This window comes from Paenibacillus sp. CFBP 13594 (assembly GCF_014842675.1).
Taxonomy (GTDB): Bacteria; Bacillota; Bacilli; order Paenibacillales; family Paenibacillaceae; genus Paenibacillus; species Paenibacillus amylolyticus_B.
The window spans coordinates 15,175-35,058 of record NZ_JACYVQ010000018.1; the positions used below are offsets into that span (position 1 = coordinate 15,175).

The window sequence follows — 19,884 nt, forward strand, 5'->3', positions numbered from 1 at the left end:
TGTCACTCCCTCCAAGACTACCCTACATCAACAAACAGCACAATAGGTGCCGGCAAGTAAATCTTCACTCGACCGGTACCTATTGCCTATTTATTGATAAAACCTTTGTAGTGGCGTTTGATCAATTGGCTTTCGATTTGCTTCATCGTATCTAGCGCAACACCGATAACGATCAGGAGGGATGTTCCTCCAATTTGCGCAGATTGAGGCAAACCAGAAAGTGCCCCTAAGAATACAGGCAGAACGGAAATGACTGCCAAGAAGATGGCTCCGGCCATTGTCAAACGAGTCATGACACGGGTCAGATATTTCTCGGTTGCTTTACCCGGGCGAATGCCTGGGATGTAACCGCCGTTCTTTTTCATATTGTCAGCCATCTGCTGTGGATTCATCTGTACAAAAGTATAGAAGAATGTGAAACCGAAAATCATCACGACATACAGCAACATACCAAGAGGTTTGTGTGTAGTCAGATTCTGTCCGATCCACTGTGCCCAGAGGCGATCTGCCCAGAAGTTGGCGATGATCGTTGGGAACATCAACAGCGATGAAGCAAAGATGACAGGGATAACACCTGCTGCATTAATTTTCAGCGGGATATGTGTATTCTGTCCACCGTACATTTTGTTACCTACGACACGTTTAGCGTACTGTACCGGAATCTTCCGAATTGCCTGCTGAATGTAAATGACCCCTATGATGATCAACACAATAACAATTGCGATGATAACACCTTTAAGAATATTCATAAACAGTTGGTCAGGTTGAATGAAGTCAGATTCGATCGTTTGTTTGATAATGTTAGGCACCGTAGATAGGATACCCGCAAAGATCAAGATCGAAATCCCGTTTCCTATGCCCTTCTCGGTGATCTGCTCACCAAGCCACATCAGGAATGAAGTACCGGCCGTAAGTACAATCGCAATCAAGATATAATCTGCAAATGTAGCGTTAGGCACCATCTCTGTATTGTACAAGCGGTTGAATCCGATCGACGTACCAAACGCTTGAATCAATGCCAGCCCGATGGTTAAATAACGTGTCAACTGTGCAGATTTCTTCTTACCTTGTTCACCTTGCTTTGCCCACTCCGCTAATTTAGGAATAACGTCCATGGAAAGCAACTGTACTATGATAGACGCAGTGATGTAAGGCACGATCCCGAGCGCAAATATCGAGAACTGGAAGAGCGCTCCACCCGAGAACGTATTGAGAAGTCCAAAAACTTCTTTACCCGCAGAATTTGTCGCTTCGAACACATCTTTGTTAACTCCCGGTACGGGGACAAAGGAGCCGATGCGGTAAATGATCAGTACAAAAAGGGTAAATAATACCCTTTTGCGCAGATCTTCAACCCGCCAGATATTCTTTAGGGTCTTGAACATTAAATCACCTCAGTTGTACCGCCGGCAGCTTCAATTTTCTCAATAGCAGATTGAGAAAACTTGTTAGCTTTAACAGTCAGCTTCACAGTGACATCACCGTTACCCAGGATTTTGATTCCGGATTTAGCGTTTTTAACTACGCCGTTCGTCATCAAGAATTCTGGAGTTACTTCAGTACCCGCAGCAAAACTGTTCAGGTCTTCAGTATTCACAACTGCATATTCTTTGCGAGTTGGGTTTACAAAACCACGTTTTGGCAAGCGACGATACAATGGATTTTGTCCACCTTCGAAGCCTGGACGTACTCCACCGCCAGAACGAGAATTTTGTCCTTTGTGACCGCGACCTGATGTTTTACCTGTACCACTACTTGGACCGCGACCAACACGTTTGCGTTCTTTGCGGGATCCAGGAGATGGTGAAAGCTCATGTAACTTCATCGTTCGTTGCACCTCCTTAAAGATTTGTGGGATTAACCCGTTATTAAGCTTCTACTTCTTTAACAGCAACCAAGTGGCTTACTTTGTTAATCATACCACGGATGGCAGGATTATCGTTTTGTACCACTTTGCTATTGATTTTGCGCAAACCCAATGTTTTCACAGTTGTTCTTTGCGTCTCCGGACGTCCGATCAAGCTGCGGACGAGGGTAATTTCTAATTTAGCCATGAGAATTCCCTCCTTAACCCAGAAGCTCTTCGACGGATTTTCCGCGCAGTTTAGCCACGTCTTCAGCACGCTTCAAACGGGACAAACCTTCCAAAGTCGCATTGACCATGTTCATGGAATTCGAAGAACCCAGAGATTTTGTCAAAATGTCACCTACACCAGCAAGTTCGAGAACCGCACGTACAGGACCACCAGCGATAACACCAGTACCTTCAGATGCTGGTTTCAACAGCACGCGTCCTGCGCCGAACTTACCTGTTACCAAGTGAGGAATCGATGTTCCTACGAGTGGAACGTGTACAAGGTTTTTCTTAGCGTCTTCAATACCTTTGCGAATTGCATCAGGTACTTCGCCCGCTTTACCGATACCAGCTCCAACCCAGCCGTTGCCGTCGCCGACTACAACCAGTGCGCTAAAGCTGAAACGGCGTCCGCCTTTTACTACTTTAGCTACGCGATTAATATTTACAACTCTTTCAGTCAGTTCCAAAGTATTCGGATCTACACGCAAGTCGTTAACCTCCTTTTGAAAAATATCTTAAAACTCAAGTCCTGCTTCACGAGCCGCTTCAGCCAATGCTGCGATACGACCATGGTACAGATAACCGCTACGGTCAAATACGATGTTGGAAACACCTTTGTCTTTAGCACGTTTAGCAACGAGTTCGCCAACTTTACGAGCTGATTCAACAGATGCACCATTTTTGATGTCAGTGCTCAATTCTTTGTCTACGGTAGACGCGGAAGCGATTGTTACACCAGCAACATCATCGATGATTTGAGCATACATATGTTTACCAGAACGGAATACGTTCAAACGAGGACGTGCTGCCGTTCCTTGGATTTTCTTACGAACACGAAGGTGTCTTTTCAGACGAGCCTTATTTTTATCTGGTTTCGTAATCATCTCAAAGATTCACTCCTTTCAGGTTACCTCGCTGGCTTCAAAGCAGAAGCCACGGGGTATATTAGAAACACACGAAGCAAGCAAGCCGAAAGCCGCGCAAAGGCGGTAAGAGAAATCTTATTTCTTCTTACCGGCTTTACCTTCCTTACGGATGATACGCTCGCCTTCATATTTAATACCTTTACCTTTGTACGGCTCAGGTTCACGTACGGAACGGATTTTAGCAGCGTAAGCACCTACACGCTCTTTGTCAATTCCGCGAACGATGATTTTTGTATTCGAAGGTACTTCGAATTCGATTCCCGCTTCCGGTGTAATTTCAACCGGGTGAGAGTAACCAACGTTCAGAACGATTTTATCTCCGGATTTGCTTGCACGATATCCGACCCCAACCAATTCCAGAGATTTCGCGAATCCTTCAGTAACGCCGCTCACCATATTGTTTACAACGCTACGCGTTGTGCCGTGCAAAGAACGGTGAGTTTTGTTATCGGAAGGACGCACAACTGTGATTTCGTTATTTTCAACTGTAACCTTCATGTCTTTATGAAGCTCACGAGTCAAAGTTCCTTTAGGTCCTTTTACCGTAATAACGGTGTTGTCCAGGGTGATGTCTACACCACTTGGTACTGTGATTGGTTTGCGACCAATACGAGACATATGTTGCACCTCCTATCTTGTGACGTTATATTACCAAACGTAGCAAACGACTTCTCCGCCGGATTTCGATTGACGAGCTTCTTTGTCCGTCATGATACCTTTAGATGTCGAGATGATCGCGATTCCCAGGCCACCAAGTACACGAGGTACTTCGTTGCTTTTCGTGTAAACACGAAGACCAGGTTTACTGATTCTTTTCAGACCAGTGATAACGCGCTCGTTATTTTGACCGTATTTCAGGAAAACACGGATAATCCCTTGTTTGTTATCATCGATAACTTCAGCGTCACGGATGAAACCTTCACGCTTCAGGATATCGGCGATTTGTTTTTTCATTGTCGAAGCAGGCATTTCTACCGTTTCGTGACGAACAGTGTTCGCGTTACGAATACGAGTAAGCATATCTGCAATTGGATCAGACATAGTCATTGTGAGTTAACCTCCTTCCCGTTCAGGACTTTTTACCAGCTTGCTTTTTTCACGCCAGGGATCTGGCCTTTATAAGCTAATTCACGGAAACAAATTCTGCAAATTTTGAACTTTTGCAGGACCGAATGTGGACGTCCGCAACGCTCACAGCGTGTATATGCACGTACTTTAAACTTAGGTGTACGTTGTTGTTTAACTTTCATCGAAGTTTTTGCCACTTAGCCTGACACCTCCTAAATAATTTCGGAGAAAAGGGAGTCTTTCCAGACACCCGGAAACGTTATGCCAACATTACTTAACGAAAGGCATTCCCATTTGCGTGAGCAATTCGCGGGACTCTTCGTCTGTTTTCGCCGTTGTTACGATGACAATATCCATACCGCGGACTTTATCAACTTTATCATACTCGATCTCTGGGAAGATCAGTTGCTCTTTCAGACCCAGTGTGTAGTTACCACGTCCATCGAAAGCTTTACTCGATACACCGCGGAAGTCGCGGACACGAGGAAGTGTTACGTTGAGCAATTTATCTAGGAAGTAGTACATACGCTCACCGCGTAATGTTACTTTCACACCGATAGGCATATTCTCACGCAGTTTGAAACCTGCGATAGATTTTTTAGCACGAGTGATTACAGGTTTTTGACCTGCGATCAGTTGCAAATCGCTTACTGCGGAATCCAACACTTTAGAGTTTTGGACAGCGTCGCCCACACCCATGTTGATAACGATTTTCTCGATTTTCGGCACTTGCATTACCGTTGTATAGTTAAACTTCTGCATCAAAGCAGGAGCGATTTCTTGCAGGTAACGTTCTTTCATTCTTGATGCCATGAATCATAGCCCTCCTTTCTCATTCGGTTCAATTAGTCGATAATTTCTCCGGAACGTTTAGCAACGCGCACTTTCTTACCGTTATCCAAAACTTTGTAACCTACACGGGTTACTTTTCCGCTCTTCGGATCGATGTGCATTACGTTGGAAACGTGAATCGGAGCTTCCTTCTCGATAATGCCGCCTTGCGGGTTTTGCTGGTTAGGTTTCTGGTGTTTTTTCACCATGTTAACACCTTCCACAAGGACGCGGTTCTCACGAGGATAAGCAGCGATGACACGGCCTTTTTTACCTTTGTCTTTACCGCTGATCACCATAACCGTATCTTCCTTTTTAACGTGAAGTTTGTTGTTATGGGATTCCAGAACTTTTTTCACTCTTGGCATTTCGTACACCTCCTGTTTCTAACATCACGAGATTAAGCTTTAGATAACTTCTGGAGCCAAGGAAACGATTTTCATGAAGTCTTTATCGCGAAGTTCGCGAGCAACTGGTCCGAAAATACGTGTTCCACGTGGGCTTCTGTCGTCTTTTACAACAACCGCTGCATTTTCATCAAAACCGATGTAGGAACCGTCTTTACGACGTACAGAACGTTTCGTACGAACGACAACCGCTCTAACTACATCACCTTTTTTGACAACGCCGCCTGGTGTTGCTTGTTTAACAGAACAAACGATCAGATCACCGATTTGAGCTGTACGACGTCCCGTACCGCCGAGTACGCGGATACACATCAGTTCCTTCGCACCGGAGTTGTCGGCCACAGTCAAACGTGTAAATGGTTGAATCATTTAGTATTCCTCCTTTCAGCAATGCTGCTGATGCATTAGATGATAACCGCTTTTTCTACGATTTCAGTAAGTCTCCAGCGTTTATCTTTCGAAAGCGGACGAGTCTCCATGATTTTCACCGTGTCACCGATTTTCGCAGTGTTTTCTTCGTCATGCGCTTTGAATTTTTTAGTAACCTTAATGCGTTTATGGTACAAGTTGTGTTTTTTGTAAGTTTCTACAGCAACAACAATCGTTTTGTCCATTTTATCGCTGACCACTTTACCAGTTTGCACTTTACGTGCGTTACGTTCTTCGCTCATTGTTGGCCTCCTTCCTGATTACGGACGGATTGTCCATCCTATCCCTAATTAACCGATTCCCAATTCTCTCTCACGGATAATGGTTTTAGCACGAGCTATTTCTTTCCGCACATCACGGATGCGAGTCGGGTTATCCAGCTGACCGGTAGCTAATTGAAAGCGGAGGTTAAAGAGTTCTTCTTTAAATCCGGCAATCTTTTGCTCGATTTCAGCAGAGGTTAGGTTGCGAAATTCACTAGCTTTCATTTGCTTCACCACCCAATTCTTCACGTTTCACGAACTTCGTTTTGATTGGCAGTTTGTGAGCGGCAAGACGCATTGCTTCGCGTGCAATTTCCTCCGGTACACCAGCAAGTTCAAACATGATCTTACCTGGTTTCACTACTGCAACCCATTTTTCTACGTTACCTTTACCGCTACCCATCCGAACCTCGAGAGGCTTTTGAGTGATTGGTTTGTCTGGGAAAATTTTGATCCAAACTTTACCACCACGTTTGATGTAACGAGTCATCGCAATACGAGCCGCTTCGATCTGACGGTTCGTAATCCAAGCCGGTTCCGTAGCTTGCAGACCGTATTCGCCAAAGTTCAGAGTCGTTCCGCCTTTAGCTTGGCCTTTCATATGTCCACGTTGTTGCTTACGGTGTTTTACGCGTTTTGGTACCAACATGATTAGTTGCCTCCTTCCTTAGCAGCTTGTTTCTTAGCCGTAGGAAGAACCTCTCCACGATAGATCCATACTTTTACGCCGATAAGTCCGTAAGTAGTATGAGCCTCTGCTGTACCATAGTCAATGTCAGCACGCAGTGTGTGCAGTGGAACAGTTCCTTCGCTGTAGCCTTCAGAACGTGCGATCTCAGCACCGCCAAGACGTCCGCCTACTTGAGTTTTGATACCTTTAGCACCGGAGCGCATAGTTCTTTGAATTGCTTGTTTCAGAGCACGACGGAAAGAAACACGACGTTCCAATTGTTGTGCAATGCTTTCAGCTACAAGAACAGCGTCCAAGTCTTGGTTCTTAATTTCAGAAATGTTGATGTGTACTTTTTTACCGCCAGCAATTTTCGTAATTTGGTTACGAAGATTTTCAACTTCCGAACCACCCTTACCAATAACCATACCTGGTTTAGCAGTGTGAATCGTTACGTTTACGCGGTTAGCCGCTCTCTCAATTTCTACACGAGATAAAGCGGAGTCTTTCAATTTATTTTTCAGGAATTCACGAATTCTCACGTCTTCCATCAAAAGATCACCGAAGTCTTTGCCTGCATACCACTTAGATTCCCAGTCACGGATAATTCCGACACGGAGTCCGACTGGATTTACCTTTTGGCCCACACATTTCCCCTCCTTCTACTTCTCAGATACCACCAAAGTAATGTGGCTAGTACGTTTGTTAATACGACTTGCACGTCCCATTGCACGAGGGCGGAAACGCTTCATAGTCGGTCCTTGGTTCACGTAAGCTTGCGAGATAACCAAGTTGTTAACATCCAAAGAATAGTTATGTTCCGCATTCGCAATAGCGGAGTTAAGCAACTTCTCAACGATTGGAGAAGCAGATTTCGGAGTGTGACGGAGAATGGCAACCGCCTCACCTACTTGCTTGCCGCGAATCAAGTCAACAACGAGTTGAGCTTTACGAGGAGCAATCCGGATAAACTTAGCATGTGCTTTTGCTTCCATTGTGTAACCTCCTTTCAAACATTAAAGATATTCATTTATCTTCTTGTTTTCTTATCATCAGCAGTATGGCCTTTGTACGTACGGGTTGGAGCGAACTCACCCAGTTTGTGTCCGACCATGTCCTCAGTTACATACACTGGCACGTGTTTACGACCATCGTAAACGCCAAATGTGTGTCCGATGAATTGCGGGAAAATTGTAGAACGACGGGACCAGGTTTTGATCACATTCTTCTTACCTGAAGCATCCATCTCTTCTACCTTTTTAAGCATGTAGCCATCAATGAATGGCCCTTTTTTCAAACTGCGACCCATGTGGAGATCCTCCCTTCAAACATAGCTATTATGCATCCGCAGATGCCTCACGAAGTTATGCACAGTGTGTATTACTTCGTGCGGCGGCGAATGATGTATTTATCAGAAGCTTTATTTTTCTTACGCGTTTTGTAACCAAGTGTAGGTTTACCCCATGGTGACATTGGCGATTTACGTCCGATTGGAGCACGACCTTCACCACCACCGTGTGGGTGATCGTTAGGGTTCATTACTACACCACGAACCTCAGGACGTTTACCCAACCAACGGCTACGACCGGCTTTACCGATTTTGATAAGCTCGTGGTCTTGGTTACCTACAGATCCGATTGTCGCGCGGCAAACTTTCAAAATACGACGAACTTCTCCGGAAGAGAGACGAACGGAAACGTATTTTTCTTCTTTACCAAGCAATTGAGCTTCTGTACCAGCAGCACGAACCAATTGTCCGCCTTTACCTGGTTTCAACTCAATGTTGTGGATAACGGTACCTACTGGAATGTTTTCGAGTGGCAGTGCGTTACCGATTTTGATGTCTGATTCAGGTCCGGAGAATACTTGATCTCCAACTTTCAAACCTTTAGGAGCGATGATATAACGCTTTTCACCATCAGCATAGTGAATCAGAGCGATGTTGGATGTACGGTTCGGGTCATACTCAATCGTAGCAACGCGGCCCGGTATTCCATCTTTAGTACGTTTGAAGTCAATGATACGGTATTTACGTTTGTGTCCACCACCATGGTGACGAACTGTAATTTTACCTTGGTTGTTGCGGCCTGCTTGTTTGCTCAACGGGGCCAACAACGATTTCTCCGGCTGATTTGTGGTGATTTCCTCAAATGTAGAAACGGACATGTTCCGTCTTGCCGGGGATGTTGGTTTATACTTTTTGATTGGCACTGGGTTTCCCTCCTTACTTCAAAAATTCAATTATACAGTTTCAAAGAACTCAAGCGTTTTGCTGTCTTTTGTCAACGTTACAAACGCTTTTTTCCATTCGCTAGTATATCCGGAATAACGTCCGTACCGTTTCGGCTTAGCTGGAACACGAAGCGTGTTCACGTTTTTCACTTTTACATTGAAAATAGCTTCTACTGCCTTTTTGATCTCGGTTTTGTTTGCACGGATATCGACTTCAAATACATATTTCAAGTCGTTCATCATGTCAGCAGTACGTTCCGTAATAATCGGACGTTTTACAATATCACGAGGATCCTTCATTACGCGAGCACCTCCTCTACCTTCTGAACTGCTTCTTTCGTAATGATCAATTTGTCGTGCGAGAGCACGTCAAGAACATTAATACCGTCAGCAGCTACGAATTTCACGCCTGGAATATTCCGTGCGGAAAGAGCTACATTATCATCATAGCTAGGAGCTACGATCAAAGCTTTACGTCCCACTTTGAGGTTACTCAAGATGGCTGCAAACTCTTTAGTTTTAGGCGTACTCAACGTGAGAGCGTCCAAAACGATAATGTCATTGTCAAGCACTTTGGATGAAAGGGCTGATTTGATCGCCAAGCGGCGAACTTTCTTAGGCAGTTTATACGCATAGCTCCGTGGTGTTGGACCAAATACGATACCGCCGCCTTTCCATTGTGGTGAACGAATTGAACCTTGACGAGCGCGACCTGTACCTTTTTGTTTCCAAGGCTTACGTCCACCGCCACGAACTTCAGAACGTCCTTTTACTTTGTGGGTACCTTGACGAAGGGAAGCGCGTTGCATAAGAACTGCATCGTACAGAACGTGTTGGTTCGGCTCAATTCCGAAAACCGCATCGTTCAATTCAACTTCGCCTACTTGGCTACCATCTACATTGTAAACTGATACTTTTGGCATTTTGTGTTCCTCCTTTCTTCAGTGGTTATTTTTTCACCGTTTCTTTAACTCTAATGAGACTGTTTTTCGGTCCAGGAATGGAACCTTTCACGAGCAATACGTTCCGCTCAGCGTCTACTTTAACTACTTCAAGACGTTGGATTGTAATAGTATCATGTCCCATGTGTCCTGGCAGGCGTTTGCCTTTAGGAACGCGGTTAGCTTGGATCGAACCCATTGAACCAGGGCCACGGTGGTAACGCGAACCGTGTGACATAGGTCCAGTGCTTTGTCCCCAACGTTTGATAACGCCGGCAAAACCTTTACCTTTAGAAATACCCGTTACGTCAACGAATTCGCCTTCAGCGAAAATGTCAGCTTTCAGTTCTTGGCCAACTTCATATTCTGCGATGTTGATACCGCGAACTTCACGAACGTAGCGCTTAGGGGCAGTGTTCGCTTTTTTAGCGTGACCTGCTTCTGGCTTGTTAGCATTTTTCTCTTTCTTATCGGAGTAACCGATTTGAATTGCTTCGTAGCCATCGTTCTCAATGTCTTTCTTTTGCAAAACAACACAAGGGCCTGCTTCGATAACCGTTACCGGAACGACGTTACCTTCAGGAGTAAATACTTGAGTCATTCCGAGTTTTTTTCCTAAGATTGCTTTCATGTTGACACCTCTTTTCCTTTATACATGGTCTTTGTTGTAGCTTGTATTACAATTTAATTTCGATATCTACACCGGACGGCAGATCCAAGCGCATCAAGGCATCCACAGTTTGTGGAGTCGGGTTAACGATGTCGATCAAACGTTTATGTGTACGTTGTTCGAATTGTTCCCGAGAATCCTTGTACTTGTGCACCGCACGAAGAATAGTAATGATTTGTTTTTCAGTAGGAAGCGGAATCGGACCGGATACACCAGCACCCGAACGTTTTGCTGTTTCAACAATTTTCTCCGCGGATTGATCAAGAATTCTGTGGTCGTAAGCTTTCAAACGAATACGAATTTTTTGCTTTGCCATTTTAGTCCCTCCTTCTATCGCCCAATTTTTTATCGGACATACTCCGTGAAAATTTTCTAGCCACTCTCCCATGGCAAAGGGGCCGGGTGTGCCAGTAACCTCTCACATCATCGCAACGTCACAGAACAACATTCATTATTATATAGAAAAGATAGGCGTATTGCAAGCATATTTAAGAAAAACATTTAAACTTATCTTTTCTGATGAAATGACTTCGTTTATTGCATTGTTAATCTTCAATATCCAGGCTGCCTTGCCAATCCTTCTAAACTCGTAAATGATGTTCATTTCGTATGACGCAGGTTCCGAACTTTAAACATAATAAAAGAGTTCTCTATCCGATGTCGGATAAAGAACTCTTCCGAAGCTTCGTTACAATACAATGTTACTCGTTCCAGTACACTGTTACATATGCTTTATTCAGCGTTAAGCCGAATTATTTTTGGATAGATGCTACGGAACCGGCACCTACTGTACGTCCGCCTTCACGAATGGAGAATTTAGTTCCTTCTTCAATCGCGATTGGGGAGATCAGGGAAACAGTAACAGTGATGTTATCACCAGGCATTACCATTTCAGTACCTTCAGGCAAGTTGATGATGCCTGTTACGTCAGTTGTACGGAAGTAGAACTGTGGACGGTAACCAGTGAAGAATGGTTTGTGACGTCCGCCCTCTTCTTTAGTCAGAACGTAGATTTGAGCTGTGAATTCTGTGTGTGGCTTAACAGAACCTGGTTTTGCAAGTACTTGACCACGCTCGATTTGAGTACGGTCAACACCACGCAACAATGCACCGATGTTGTCACCCGCTTGAGCGGAATCCAACAATTTACGGAACATCTCAACGCCTGTTACAACGGATTTTTTAGTTTCTTCAGTGATACCAACGATTTCAATCTCTTCGCCGACTTTAACCGTACCACGCTCTACACGGCCAGTAGCAACAGTACCACGACCAGTGATGGAGAATACGTCCTCGACAGGCATCAAGAAAGGCTTGTCAGTTTGACGCTCAGGCAGTGGGATGTAAGTGTCGATCTCTTTGAACATCTCAACGATTTTTTGAGCCCATTCGCCATCTGGGTTTGCCAGAGCTTCACGAGCGGATCCACGAGTGATTGGAGTATCGTCACCTGGGAACTCATATTCGTTAAGAAGGTCGCGAACTTCCATCTCAACCAATTCCAACAACTCTTCGTCTTCAACCATGTCACATTTGTTCAAGAATACAACAATGTAAGGTACGCCTACTTGACGAGAGAGCAAGATGTGCTCACGAGTTTGTGGCATTGGGCCGTCTGCTGCGGATACTACCAAGATAGCTCCATCCATTTGAGCCGCGCCAGTGATCATGTTTTTAACATAGTCGGCGTGACCTGGGCAGTCAACGTGAGCGTAGTGACGAGTGTCAGTTTCGTACTCAACGTGTGATGTAGAGATTGTGATACCGCGTTCGCGCTCTTCTGGAGCTTTGTCGATTTGATCGAATGCAATTGCAGCACCACCGTAAGTTTTGGACAATACAGTTGTGATTGCAGCAGTCAGAGTTGTTTTACCGTGATCGACGTGACCAATAGTACCGATGTTAACGTGGGGTTTATTACGTTCGTATTTAGCCTTTGCCATTTGAACGTGGCCTCCTTAAAATTATAATTTTATGTTTTCACTGAATGAAGTGCTCCGAATTGAATTCTTATGCACTTGCATCCAGTGTGAGAAAACTACTCGGTGCCTTTTGTTTTGGCAACGATTTCTTCAGCGATGCTCTTAGGAACTTCTTCATAGTGAGAGAGTTCCATGGAGAATACGCCGCGTCCTTGAGTACCGGAACGAAGAGTTGTAGAGTAACCAAACATTTCAGACAGAGGTACCTTAGCACGGATGATTTGAGCTCCACTACGGGAATCCATACCTTCGATGCGGCCACGACGGGAGTTCAACATACCCATTACGTCACCCATGTACTCTTCTGGAACAGTTACTTCTACTTTCATGATAGGCTCAAGCAGAACTGGTTTACACTTGTCTTTAGCCGCTTTAAGCGCCATAGATCCGGCAATTTTAAATGCCATCTCATTGGAATCGACATCATGGTAAGATCCGTCTACGATTGTAGCCTTAACGTCAACAAGCGGGAAGCCTGCAATAACGCCGTTTTTCATTTGCTCTTCAATCCCTGACAGTGCAGGTTGAATGTATTCTCTTGGTACGGAACCACCGACAACCTTACTTTCGAACTGGCTGCCTGTACCCGGCTCGAGAGGTTCGAATTCAACCCATACGTGACCGTATTGACCACGACCACCGGATTGACGTACGAATTTACCTTCAACGCGCGCTGGAGCACGGAATGTTTCACGGTAAGCTACTTGTGGTTTACCCACAGTAGTTTCAACCTTGAACTCACGACGCATACGGTCGATGATGATATCAAGGTGAAGCTCACCCATACCTGCCAAGATCGTTTGGCCTGTTTCTTCGTCAGTATGAGCACGAAGAGTTGGATCCTCTTCAGTCAACTTACCGAGAGCAACACCCAGTTTATCTTGGTCAGCTTTGGTTTTAGGTTCAACAGCGATTTCGATAACCGGATCAGGGAAGTTCATTGACTCCAGGATAACCGGATTTTTCTCATCACATAGTGTATCACCTGTACCTGTATCTTTCAAACCTACGGCAGCTGCAATATCACCGGAGTATACTACAGTGATCTCTTGACGGCTGTTCGCATGCATTTGAAGGATACGACCGATACGCTCACGTTTGTTTTTAGTGGCATTCAATACATATGATCCGGATTGAAGAACACCAGAGTATACGCGGAAGAATGTCAATTTACCAACGTAAGGGTCAGTCATAATTTTGAATGCCAATGCGGAGAATGGCTCTTCATCGGATGACTTACGAATTGCTTCAGTTCCATCTTCAAGATGTCCCGTGATCGATGCAACATCTGTTGGAGCTGGCAAGTAGTCGACAACAGCATCCAACATCAGTTGAACACCTTTGTTACGATATGAGGATCCACAGATAACTGGGAATATCTTAACATCTACAACACCTTTACGGAGTACGGTTTTGATCTCATCAATTGTGATCTCTTCGCCTTCCAGGTATTTCATTGTCAATTCTTCATCCAGTTCAGCAACGCGCTCAATCAACTCGTTGCGAAGTTCTTCAACTTGATCTGCAAATTCTGCAGGAATATCGGTTTCTTCGATATCTTGCCCGAGGTCATCTTTGTACATATGAGCTCTTTGTGCAACGATATCAATGATACCTTTGAAATCATTTTCAGCGCCGATTGGAAGTTGAATCGCAACAGCGTTCGCTTGAAGGCGATCACGCATGTCAGATACAACGTTCAGGAAGTCAGCACCGATGATATCCATTTTGTTTACATATGCGATACGAGGTACGCCGTACTTGTCAGCCTGTCTCCATACGGTTTCGGACTGAGGCTCAACGCCTTCTTTCGCACTGAATACACCAACTGCTCCGTCCAATACACGAAGGGAACGTTCAACTTCAACAGTGAAGTCAACGTGTCCCGGGGTATCAATAATATTAACGCGGTGGCCTTTCCAAGCAGCGGTAGTTGCAGCGGAAGTAATCGTAATTCCGCGCTCCTGTTCCTGTTCCATCCAGTCCATTGTCGCAGCGCCTTCGTGTACTTCACCGATTTTGTGCGTACGTCCTGTGTAAAACAGGATCCGCTCAGTTGTCGTGGTTTTACCCGCATCAATATGAGCCATGATCCCGATATTACGTGTATTTTTCAAGGAGAACTCTCTAGCCATGTAATGGGTCTCCCTTCAAAATTGAAGTTTTTTTTATTGTGAACTGAATCCTACCAACGGTAGTGAGCAAACGCTTTGTTCGCTTCAGCCATTTTGTGCGTATCTTCACGTTTTTTAACGGAAGCGCCTGTGTTGTTGGAAGCGTCGATGATCTCAGCCGCCAAACGCTCTTCCATTGTTTTCTCACCGCGGTTGCGGGAGTAGTTCACGAGCCAACGTAATCCCAGAGCAGTACGTCTCTCTGGTTTCACCTCGATTGGTACTTGGTAGTTGGCACCGCCGACACGGCGAGCTTTAACTTCCAGGACTGGCATGATGTTCTTGATTGCTGCTTCAAATACTTCCATAGGGTCATTACCCGTACGTTCTTGAATCAACTTGAACGCATTATACAGAATGCTTTGAGCAACACCGCGTTTTCCGCCGATCATAATGCGGTTGATTAAACGAGTAACCAACTTGCTGTTATATAACGGATCAGGCAGAACGTCTCTTTTCGTAACTGGACCTTTGCGTGGCATGGATATCCCCCTTTCTTTCTTGTTCAGCAGATCCTGTACCCTCCAGACTTAGACCAGAAGGTTTTCAGGCTATCTGCCTATAATAGTTTAGGCTTTTTTAGCTTTTGGACGTTTAGCGCCGTATTTCGAACGAGCTTGCATACGGTTGTTTACACCAGCAGTATCGAGAGCTCCACGAACGATGTGATAACGAACTCCTGCAAGGTCTTTAACTTTACCTCCGCGGATCAATACCACACTGTGCTCTTGAAGGTTATGTCCGATTCCCGGGATATAAGCAGTAACCTCGAGACGGTTCGTCAAACGAACACGGGCATACTTACGAAGTGCAGAGTTTGGTTTACGTGGAGTCATTGTACCTACACGAGTGCAGACACCACGTTTTTGTGGGGCACTGATGTTAGTAGATTCACGTTTCAAAGCGTTGAATCCTTTTTGCAAAGCTGGAGATTTTGACTTCTCAACTTTTGCTTGACGTCCTTTACGAACCAGTTGGTTAATAGTTGGCATGTGATTGCCACCCCCTTCCTCAAATATTCATGTTTCTTTATAAACCTCTTTGCACTAAGCCCACAGACCCAGGCGGTTCATAAAAAGACAAATGAAAAGTTTTTGCCTTGGAGAATCCTTAAAAGTTCTCGGACAAAAACGTTCCTTACCCTATGATTTTACGACAGCAGCCATAGCTGCTCCTACTCCAATCCCGCAAGCCTTGCCGAGATTTTTCATTGTATCCACTTTCGTGCATTTCACATTGTGTTGTTCACACAAAGCAATGATTTTGGAAGTAAGCTGCGGATCACTATCTTCTGCGACATAGACTTCAGAAGCCATACCTGTCTGCACCATCCGCATGGTCTGTTTGGTACCTATTTTGACATGAGCATCTTGCAAGGCTTTTTCATTAGACATTGTGTATTCCTCCGAATAGAACCATGTACAATCAGCTGCCCACGCACCTTTGATATATTAGCATCTAGCGCAAGCATTGTCAATGCTAATCCTAAAACATTTTTTAAAAGTTTACGTACATCAGGATTCGTCCGCCTGTATTATACAAACGTCCGTCTCCTGACGCACAAAACTTTCACTCTCCTCTAATAAGGAGAAATATATTTAATCAACCGAAACTGGCTCAAGTTCTTCTACTGAAGATTGGCCATCTTCTGGCTCAGCAAATTTGATGCTGCGGTAACGGTGCATACCTGTACCTGCAGGAATCAATTTACCGATAATTACATTTTCCTTCAGACCGAGCAACTGATCGACTTTACCTTTGATTGCTGCATCTGTCAATACACGTGTAGTTTCTTGGAACGAAGCCGCTGAGAGGAAGGAGTCTGTTTCCAGGGATGCTTTCGTAATACCGAGCAGGATTGGTTTAGCAACCGCCGGCTCTTTATCACTAAGAATCGCAATTTTGTTAGCTCTTTCGTACTCATGCATATCCACGAATGATCCTGGCAACAGCGTTGTATCTCCTGCATCTACGATACGGATTTTACGCAGCATTTGACGGATCATAACTTCAACGTGCTTATCGTTAATTTCTACGCCTTGGTTACGATATACGCGTTGTACTTCCTGCAGAATGTAGTTCTGTACACCACGTATGCCTTTAATCCGTAACATCTCTTTTGGATCAATGGAACCGTCTGTCAACTCGTCACCCGCTTCAACTTCCATGCCTTCGCTTACGCGTACACGGGAACCGTAGGTAACGGAGTAAACTTTGGATTCCGCCTCACCTTGAATTTCGATTTCACGACGATCTTTCGCTTCGCGAATCTCTTTAACTACACCATCAATCTCACTGATCGTTGCTTGACCCTTAGGATTACGAGCTTCAAACAACTCCTGGATACGCGGCAAACCTTGCGTAATATCGTCTCCGGCTACACCACCGGTATGGAACGTACGCATTGTAAGCTGTGTTCCTGGCTCACCAATGGACTGTGCTGCGATAATACCAACTGCTTCACCAATCTCCACGTGTTTACCAGTCGCGAGGTTGCGACCATAACACTTCTTGCAGACACCATGACTTGCACGGCAGCTGAGGACGGAGCGGATTTGCAATTTAGTAATACCTGCTTTGATAATCGCTTCTGCTTTATCGGAGTCAATCAATTCATTGCGACCTACAATGATTTCTTTCGTTTCCGGATGACGAAGAGTCTCGAAGCAGTATCTGCCTTCAATACGGTCGTAGAGGTCTTCGATAACCTCTTTACCATCCTGGATACGACTTACCGTAAAGCCTTTATCTGTACCACAATCATCATCACGCACGATTACGTCTTGGGCTACGTCTACGAGACGACGAGTCAGGTAACCTGAATCGGCTGTACGCAGGGCTGTATCCGCCAAACCTTTACGCGCTCCGTGAGTGGAGATAAAGTACTCGAGTACTGTCAGACCTTCACGGAAGTTAGATTTAATTGGGAGTTCGATAATTCGACCGGATGGGTTGGCCATCAGACCACGCATACCGCCCAATTGGGTGATTTGCGATTTGTTACCCCGTGCTTTGGAGTCTACCATCATCATGATCGAGTTGTAACGATCCATGGACTTCATCAGAATCTCAGTGATGTCATCTTTGGATTTTGACCAGATATCAATGATACGGTCATAGCGCTCTTCATTCGTAATCAGACCACGACGGTACTGATTCGTAACGATTTGTGCTTTTTCCTCAGATTGTCTAAGAATTTCAAACTTCTCAGGCGGAACGATAACATCAGATACCGCAACCGTAATACCGGCACGTGTAGAGTATGTGAATCCAAGTTGTTTGATTTTATCCAAAATAACGGCTGTTTCCGTTGTATGATAAATTTCAAAACAACGTGCAATGATGGAGCCGAGGTATTCTTTACCGACACCGCCAGCCAGAGGAGCATTCATAATAGCTTCTCTGAGATCAGCACCTTTTTCATATACAAATGAGTGATCTGCAGTACCTTGGTACAGGTTAGCACGAGTCGCATCATTGATATACGGGAAGCTTGCCGGGAAAATTTCATTGAAGATAATTTTACCGATAGTTGTCAGCAACATTCCTTCTTGCTGCTCTTCCGTGAAGCTTGTTTTACCAAGCGCCTTAACCGGAATAGCTACACGAGCATGCAGACCAGCAGTACCACGTTGGTATGCCGATACAGCTTCGTTAACTGTACGCAAGATCATACCTGTGCCCTTTTCTTCCTTGTTGTCCATAGTAAGGTAGTAAGAACCAAGCACCATATCTTGGGAAGGAGTAACAACCGGTTTACCGTCTTTCGGGTTCAAAATATTACCCGATGCAAGCATCAGGATACGCGCTTCCGCTTGAGCTTCAGCGGACAACGGAACGTGCACGGCCATTTGGTCACCGTCAAAGTCGGCATTGTATGCCGTACATACGAGCGGGTGAAGACGAATTGCTTTACCTTCAACGAGAATCGGTTCAAATGCTTGAATACCGAGTCTGTGAAGCGTAGGGGCACGGTTCAACAGAACCGGATGCTCCTTGATTACTTCTTCAAGAACATCCCATACTTCAGGACTTACACGCTCAACTTTACGTTTTGCGCTCTTGATGTTGTGGGCAAGCCCTTTATTTACAAGCTCTTTCATAACAAAAGGCTTGAACAATTCAAGTGCCATATCTTTCGGCAGACCACACTGATACATTTTCAGGTAAGGTCCAACAACGATAACGGAACGACCAGAATAGTCAACCCGTTTACCGAGCAAGTTTTGACGGAAACGTCCTTGTTTACCTTTCAGCATGTGGCTGAGAGATTTCAATGGACGGTTACCAGGACCCGTTACCGGGCGTCCACGACGACCATTATCGATCAATGCGTCAACAGCTTCCTGCAACATCCGTTTTTCATTTTGCACGATAATATCTGGCGCGCCCAGATCAAGCAGACGTTTCAGACGGTTGTTCCGGTTGATTACACGGCGATACAAGTCATTCAAGTCAGACGTTGCAAAACGTCCACCATCCAACTGTACCATTGGACGAAGTTCCGGCGGGATAACAGGAAGTACATCCATGATCATCCACTCTGGCTTGTTGCCGGAGTTGCGGAATGCTTCGATAACTTCCAAACGTTTGATTGCACGATTACGACGTTGTCCTTGCGCAGTCCGGAGCTCTTCTTTCAGGAACTCGAGCTCTTTGTCTATGTCAAGATCTTGAAGCAATTTTTTAACCGCTTCTGCGCCCATGCCAGCATGGAAACCATAACCATATTTTTCACGGTAGCTGCGGTACTCTTTCTCGGACAACAGCTGTTTTTTCTCCAGTGGAGTTTCTCCTGGATCAGTTACAACATATGATGCAAAATAAATAATCTCTTCAAGAGATCTTGGAGACATATCCAGAGCAAGACCCATACGGCTCGGAATACCTTTGAAGTACCAGATATGCGATACCGGAGCAGCGAGCTCAATATGGCCCATCCGTTCGCGGCGTACTTTCGCACGTGTTACTTCAACGCCACAACGATCACAGACAACGCCTTTATAACGGACGCGTTTGTATTTACCGCAATGACATTCCCAGTCTTTTGTAGGGCCAAAAATCTTTTCGCAGAATAGCCCTTCTTTTTCCGGTTTCAACGTACGATAGTTGATCGTTTCCGGTTTTTTCACTTCTCCGCGGGACCAAGAACGAATTTTCTCTGGGGAAGCAAGCCCGATCTTCATGTATTCGAAATTGTTGACGTCCAACAAG

The 19,884-nt window shown here is 45.0% G+C and carries 28 protein-coding genes; all 28 read right to left on the minus strand.

Annotated features, from left to right (window positions below; genetic code table 11):
• Window positions 1-86 precede the first annotated feature (86 nt).
• On the minus strand, window positions 87-1,385 hold the full coding sequence (gene secY / locus IFU39_RS31195; protein WP_047841120.1) for a preprotein translocase subunit SecY: 1,299 nt from the start codon (window positions 1,383-1,385) through the stop codon (window positions 87-89).
• Window positions 1,385-1,825 carry a 50S ribosomal protein L15 gene (gene rplO / locus IFU39_RS31200; RefSeq protein WP_091020538.1) on the minus strand — a complete coding sequence of 147 codons (441 nt, stop codon included), beginning with the start codon at window positions 1,823-1,825 and terminating at the stop codon, window positions 1,385-1,387. Before rplO ends, secY begins: the two co-directional genes overlap by 1 nt.
• A 43-nt stretch (window positions 1,826-1,868) precedes the next feature.
• A complete protein-coding gene (rpmD, locus tag IFU39_RS31205; protein ID WP_017692092.1) occupies window positions 1,869-2,054 on the minus strand; it encodes a 50S ribosomal protein L30 in 186 nt (61 codons plus the stop codon).
• Window positions 2,055-2,067: 13 nt separating this feature from the next.
• The gene (gene rpsE / locus IFU39_RS31210; RefSeq protein WP_017692091.1) at window positions 2,068-2,565 is read right to left on the minus strand and encodes a 30S ribosomal protein S5; all 498 of its coding nucleotides are present in this window, start codon (window positions 2,563-2,565) and stop codon (window positions 2,068-2,070) included.
• Window positions 2,566-2,592: 27 nt separating this feature from the next.
• Entirely contained in the window at window positions 2,593-2,961 is a 369-nt protein-coding gene (rplR, locus tag IFU39_RS31215) for a 50S ribosomal protein L18 (protein ID WP_017692090.1), read from the minus strand.
• A gap of 117 nt (window positions 2,962-3,078) precedes the next feature.
• Window positions 3,079-3,621 (minus strand): 50S ribosomal protein L6, encoded by a 543-nt coding sequence (gene rplF / locus IFU39_RS31220; RefSeq protein WP_017692089.1) that lies wholly within the window; start codon window positions 3,619-3,621, stop codon window positions 3,079-3,081.
• Between the two features lie 30 nt (window positions 3,622-3,651).
• Window positions 3,652-4,050 (minus strand): 30S ribosomal protein S8, encoded by a 399-nt coding sequence (rpsH, locus tag IFU39_RS31225; RefSeq protein ID WP_017692088.1) that lies wholly within the window; start codon window positions 4,048-4,050, stop codon window positions 3,652-3,654.
• Window positions 4,051-4,082: 32 nt separating this feature from the next.
• Window positions 4,083-4,268, minus strand: a complete 186-nt coding sequence (locus tag IFU39_RS31230) for a type Z 30S ribosomal protein S14 (RefSeq protein ID WP_013312154.1) — start codon at window positions 4,266-4,268, stop codon at window positions 4,083-4,085.
• Window positions 4,269-4,341: 73 nt separating this feature from the next.
• Window positions 4,342-4,884, minus strand: coding sequence for a 50S ribosomal protein L5 (gene rplE, locus IFU39_RS31235; RefSeq protein WP_076216859.1), 543 nt, complete (start codon window positions 4,882-4,884; stop codon window positions 4,342-4,344).
• A gap of 32 nt (window positions 4,885-4,916) precedes the next feature.
• Window positions 4,917-5,270, minus strand: coding sequence for a 50S ribosomal protein L24 (rplX, locus tag IFU39_RS31240; protein ID WP_017692086.1), 354 nt, complete (start codon window positions 5,268-5,270; stop codon window positions 4,917-4,919).
• Window positions 5,271-5,309: 39 nt separating this feature from the next.
• Window positions 5,310-5,678 (minus strand): 50S ribosomal protein L14, encoded by a 369-nt coding sequence (rplN, locus tag IFU39_RS31245; RefSeq protein WP_017692085.1) that lies wholly within the window; start codon window positions 5,676-5,678, stop codon window positions 5,310-5,312.
• 35 nt (window positions 5,679-5,713) lie between these two features.
• The gene (rpsQ, locus tag IFU39_RS31250) at window positions 5,714-5,980 is read right to left on the minus strand and encodes a 30S ribosomal protein S17 (RefSeq protein ID WP_017692084.1); all 267 of its coding nucleotides are present in this window, start codon (window positions 5,978-5,980) and stop codon (window positions 5,714-5,716) included.
• Window positions 5,981-6,028: 48 nt separating this feature from the next.
• Entirely contained in the window at window positions 6,029-6,226 is a 198-nt protein-coding gene (gene rpmC, locus IFU39_RS31255) for a 50S ribosomal protein L29 (protein WP_017692083.1), read from the minus strand.
• A complete protein-coding gene (rplP, locus tag IFU39_RS31260; RefSeq protein ID WP_017692082.1) occupies window positions 6,216-6,650 on the minus strand; it encodes a 50S ribosomal protein L16 in 435 nt (144 codons plus the stop codon). The genes rpmC and rplP overlap by 11 nt, the downstream gene beginning before the upstream one ends.
• A gap of 2 nt (window positions 6,651-6,652) precedes the next feature.
• Window positions 6,653-7,318 carry a 30S ribosomal protein S3 gene (rpsC, locus tag IFU39_RS31265; protein ID WP_036607182.1) on the minus strand — a complete coding sequence of 222 codons (666 nt, stop codon included), beginning with the start codon at window positions 7,316-7,318 and terminating at the stop codon, window positions 6,653-6,655.
• Between the two features lie 15 nt (window positions 7,319-7,333).
• Window positions 7,334-7,666, minus strand: a complete 333-nt coding sequence (rplV, locus tag IFU39_RS31270) for a 50S ribosomal protein L22 (protein ID WP_017692080.1) — start codon at window positions 7,664-7,666, stop codon at window positions 7,334-7,336.
• Window positions 7,667-7,701: 35 nt separating this feature from the next.
• Window positions 7,702-7,980 carry a 30S ribosomal protein S19 gene (gene rpsS, locus IFU39_RS31275; RefSeq protein WP_192136408.1) on the minus strand — a complete coding sequence of 93 codons (279 nt, stop codon included), beginning with the start codon at window positions 7,978-7,980 and terminating at the stop codon, window positions 7,702-7,704.
• A 71-nt stretch (window positions 7,981-8,051) separates the two neighbouring features.
• Complete coding sequence (gene rplB, locus IFU39_RS31280; RefSeq protein WP_017692078.1) at window positions 8,052-8,882, minus strand: 50S ribosomal protein L2; 831 nt, start codon at window positions 8,880-8,882, stop codon at window positions 8,052-8,054.
• A 30-nt stretch (window positions 8,883-8,912) separates the two neighbouring features.
• A complete protein-coding gene (rplW, locus tag IFU39_RS31285) occupies window positions 8,913-9,203 on the minus strand; it encodes a 50S ribosomal protein L23 (RefSeq protein ID WP_017692077.1) in 291 nt (96 codons plus the stop codon).
• A complete protein-coding gene (rplD, locus tag IFU39_RS31290; RefSeq protein WP_017692076.1) occupies window positions 9,203-9,826 on the minus strand; it encodes a 50S ribosomal protein L4 in 624 nt (207 codons plus the stop codon). Before rplD ends, rplW begins: the two co-directional genes overlap by 1 nt.
• Before the next feature lie 25 nt (window positions 9,827-9,851).
• On the minus strand, window positions 9,852-10,475 hold the full coding sequence (gene rplC / locus IFU39_RS31295; RefSeq protein WP_017692075.1) for a 50S ribosomal protein L3: 624 nt from the start codon (window positions 10,473-10,475) through the stop codon (window positions 9,852-9,854).
• 46 nt (window positions 10,476-10,521) lie between these two features.
• Window positions 10,522-10,830, minus strand: coding sequence for a 30S ribosomal protein S10 (gene rpsJ / locus IFU39_RS31300; protein ID WP_017692074.1), 309 nt, complete (start codon window positions 10,828-10,830; stop codon window positions 10,522-10,524).
• A gap of 436 nt (window positions 10,831-11,266) precedes the next feature.
• A complete protein-coding gene (gene tuf, locus IFU39_RS31305; RefSeq protein WP_017692073.1) occupies window positions 11,267-12,457 on the minus strand; it encodes an elongation factor Tu in 1,191 nt (396 codons plus the stop codon).
• A 95-nt stretch (window positions 12,458-12,552) separates the two neighbouring features.
• Window positions 12,553-14,631 (minus strand): elongation factor G, encoded by a 2,079-nt coding sequence (gene fusA, locus IFU39_RS31310; protein ID WP_047841122.1) that lies wholly within the window; start codon window positions 14,629-14,631, stop codon window positions 12,553-12,555.
• 50 nt (window positions 14,632-14,681) lie between these two features.
• Window positions 14,682-15,152: a 30S ribosomal protein S7 gene (rpsG, locus tag IFU39_RS31315; protein ID WP_017692071.1), complete on the minus strand. Its 471-nt coding sequence runs from the start codon at window positions 15,150-15,152 to the stop codon at window positions 14,682-14,684.
• Between the two features lie 87 nt (window positions 15,153-15,239).
• The gene (gene rpsL, locus IFU39_RS31320) at window positions 15,240-15,662 is read right to left on the minus strand and encodes a 30S ribosomal protein S12 (protein ID WP_017692070.1); all 423 of its coding nucleotides are present in this window, start codon (window positions 15,660-15,662) and stop codon (window positions 15,240-15,242) included.
• A 150-nt stretch (window positions 15,663-15,812) separates the two neighbouring features.
• On the minus strand, window positions 15,813-16,064 hold the full coding sequence (locus IFU39_RS31325; protein ID WP_036607175.1) for a ribosomal L7Ae/L30e/S12e/Gadd45 family protein: 252 nt from the start codon (window positions 16,062-16,064) through the stop codon (window positions 15,813-15,815).
• A 204-nt stretch (window positions 16,065-16,268) separates the two neighbouring features.
• Window positions 16,269-19,883, minus strand: a complete 3,615-nt coding sequence (gene rpoC / locus IFU39_RS31330; protein WP_091020536.1) for a DNA-directed RNA polymerase subunit beta' — start codon at window positions 19,881-19,883, stop codon at window positions 16,269-16,271.
• Window position 19,884 lies beyond the last annotated feature (1 nt).

Coding starts and splice junctions, on each gene's coding strand:
- rpsH (WP_017692088.1), bottom strand. CDS start 4,050: ATGACTATGTCTGATCCAATTGCAGATATGCTTACTCGTATTCGTAAC.
- rpsJ (WP_017692074.1), bottom strand. CDS start 10,830: ATGGCAAAGCAAAAAATTCGTATTCGTTTGAAAGCTTACGACCACAGA.
- rplV (WP_017692080.1), bottom strand. CDS start 7,666: ATGGAAGCAAAAGCACATGCTAAGTTTATCCGGATTGCTCCTCGTAAA.
- rplF (WP_017692089.1), bottom strand. CDS start 3,621: ATGTCTCGTATTGGTCGCAAACCAATCACAGTACCAAGTGGTGTAGAC.
- secY (WP_047841120.1), bottom strand. CDS start 1,385: ATGTTCAAGACCCTAAAGAATATCTGGCGGGTTGAAGATCTGCGCAAA.
- rplD (WP_017692076.1), bottom strand. CDS start 9,826: ATGCCAAAAGTATCAGTTTACAATGTAGATGGTAGCCAAGTAGGCGAA.
- rplW (WP_017692077.1), bottom strand. CDS start 9,203: ATGAAGGATCCTCGTGATATTGTAAAACGTCCGATTATTACGGAACGT.
- rplR (WP_017692090.1), bottom strand. CDS start 2,961: ATGATTACGAAACCAGATAAAAATAAGGCTCGTCTGAAAAGACACCTT.
- rpsL (WP_017692070.1), bottom strand. CDS start 15,662: ATGCCAACTATTAACCAACTGGTTCGTAAAGGACGTCAAGCAAAAGTT.
- rplE (WP_076216859.1), bottom strand. CDS start 4,884: ATGGCATCAAGAATGAAAGAACGTTACCTGCAAGAAATCGCTCCTGCT.
- IFU39_RS31325 (WP_036607175.1), bottom strand. CDS start 16,064: ATGTCTAATGAAAAAGCCTTGCAAGATGCTCATGTCAAAATAGGTACC.
- rplO (WP_091020538.1), bottom strand. CDS start 1,825: ATGAAGTTACATGAGCTTTCACCATCTCCTGGATCCCGCAAAGAACGC.
- rpsG (WP_017692071.1), bottom strand. CDS start 15,152: ATGCCACGCAAAGGTCCAGTTACGAAAAGAGACGTTCTGCCTGATCCG.
- rplP (WP_017692082.1), bottom strand. CDS start 6,650: ATGTTGGTACCAAAACGCGTAAAACACCGTAAGCAACAACGTGGACAT.
- rpmD (WP_017692092.1), bottom strand. CDS start 2,054: ATGGCTAAATTAGAAATTACCCTCGTCCGCAGCTTGATCGGACGTCCG.
- rpmC (WP_017692083.1), bottom strand. CDS start 6,226: ATGAAAGCTAGTGAATTTCGCAACCTAACCTCTGCTGAAATCGAGCAA.
- rpsQ (WP_017692084.1), bottom strand. CDS start 5,980: ATGAGCGAAGAACGTAACGCACGTAAAGTGCAAACTGGTAAAGTGGTC.
- fusA (WP_047841122.1), bottom strand. CDS start 14,631: ATGGCTAGAGAGTTCTCCTTGAAAAATACACGTAATATCGGGATCATG.
- rplC (WP_017692075.1), bottom strand. CDS start 10,475: ATGAAAGCAATCTTAGGAAAAAAACTCGGAATGACTCAAGTATTTACT.
- rplN (WP_017692085.1), bottom strand. CDS start 5,678: ATGATTCAACCATTTACACGTTTGACTGTGGCCGACAACTCCGGTGCG.
- tuf (WP_017692073.1), bottom strand. CDS start 12,457: ATGGCAAAGGCTAAATACGAACGTAATAAACCCCACGTTAACATCGGT.
- rplX (WP_017692086.1), bottom strand. CDS start 5,270: ATGCCAAGAGTGAAAAAAGTTCTGGAATCCCATAACAACAAACTTCAC.
- rpsS (WP_192136408.1), bottom strand. CDS start 7,980: ATGGGTCGCAGTTTGAAAAAAGGGCCATTCATTGATGGCTACATGCTT.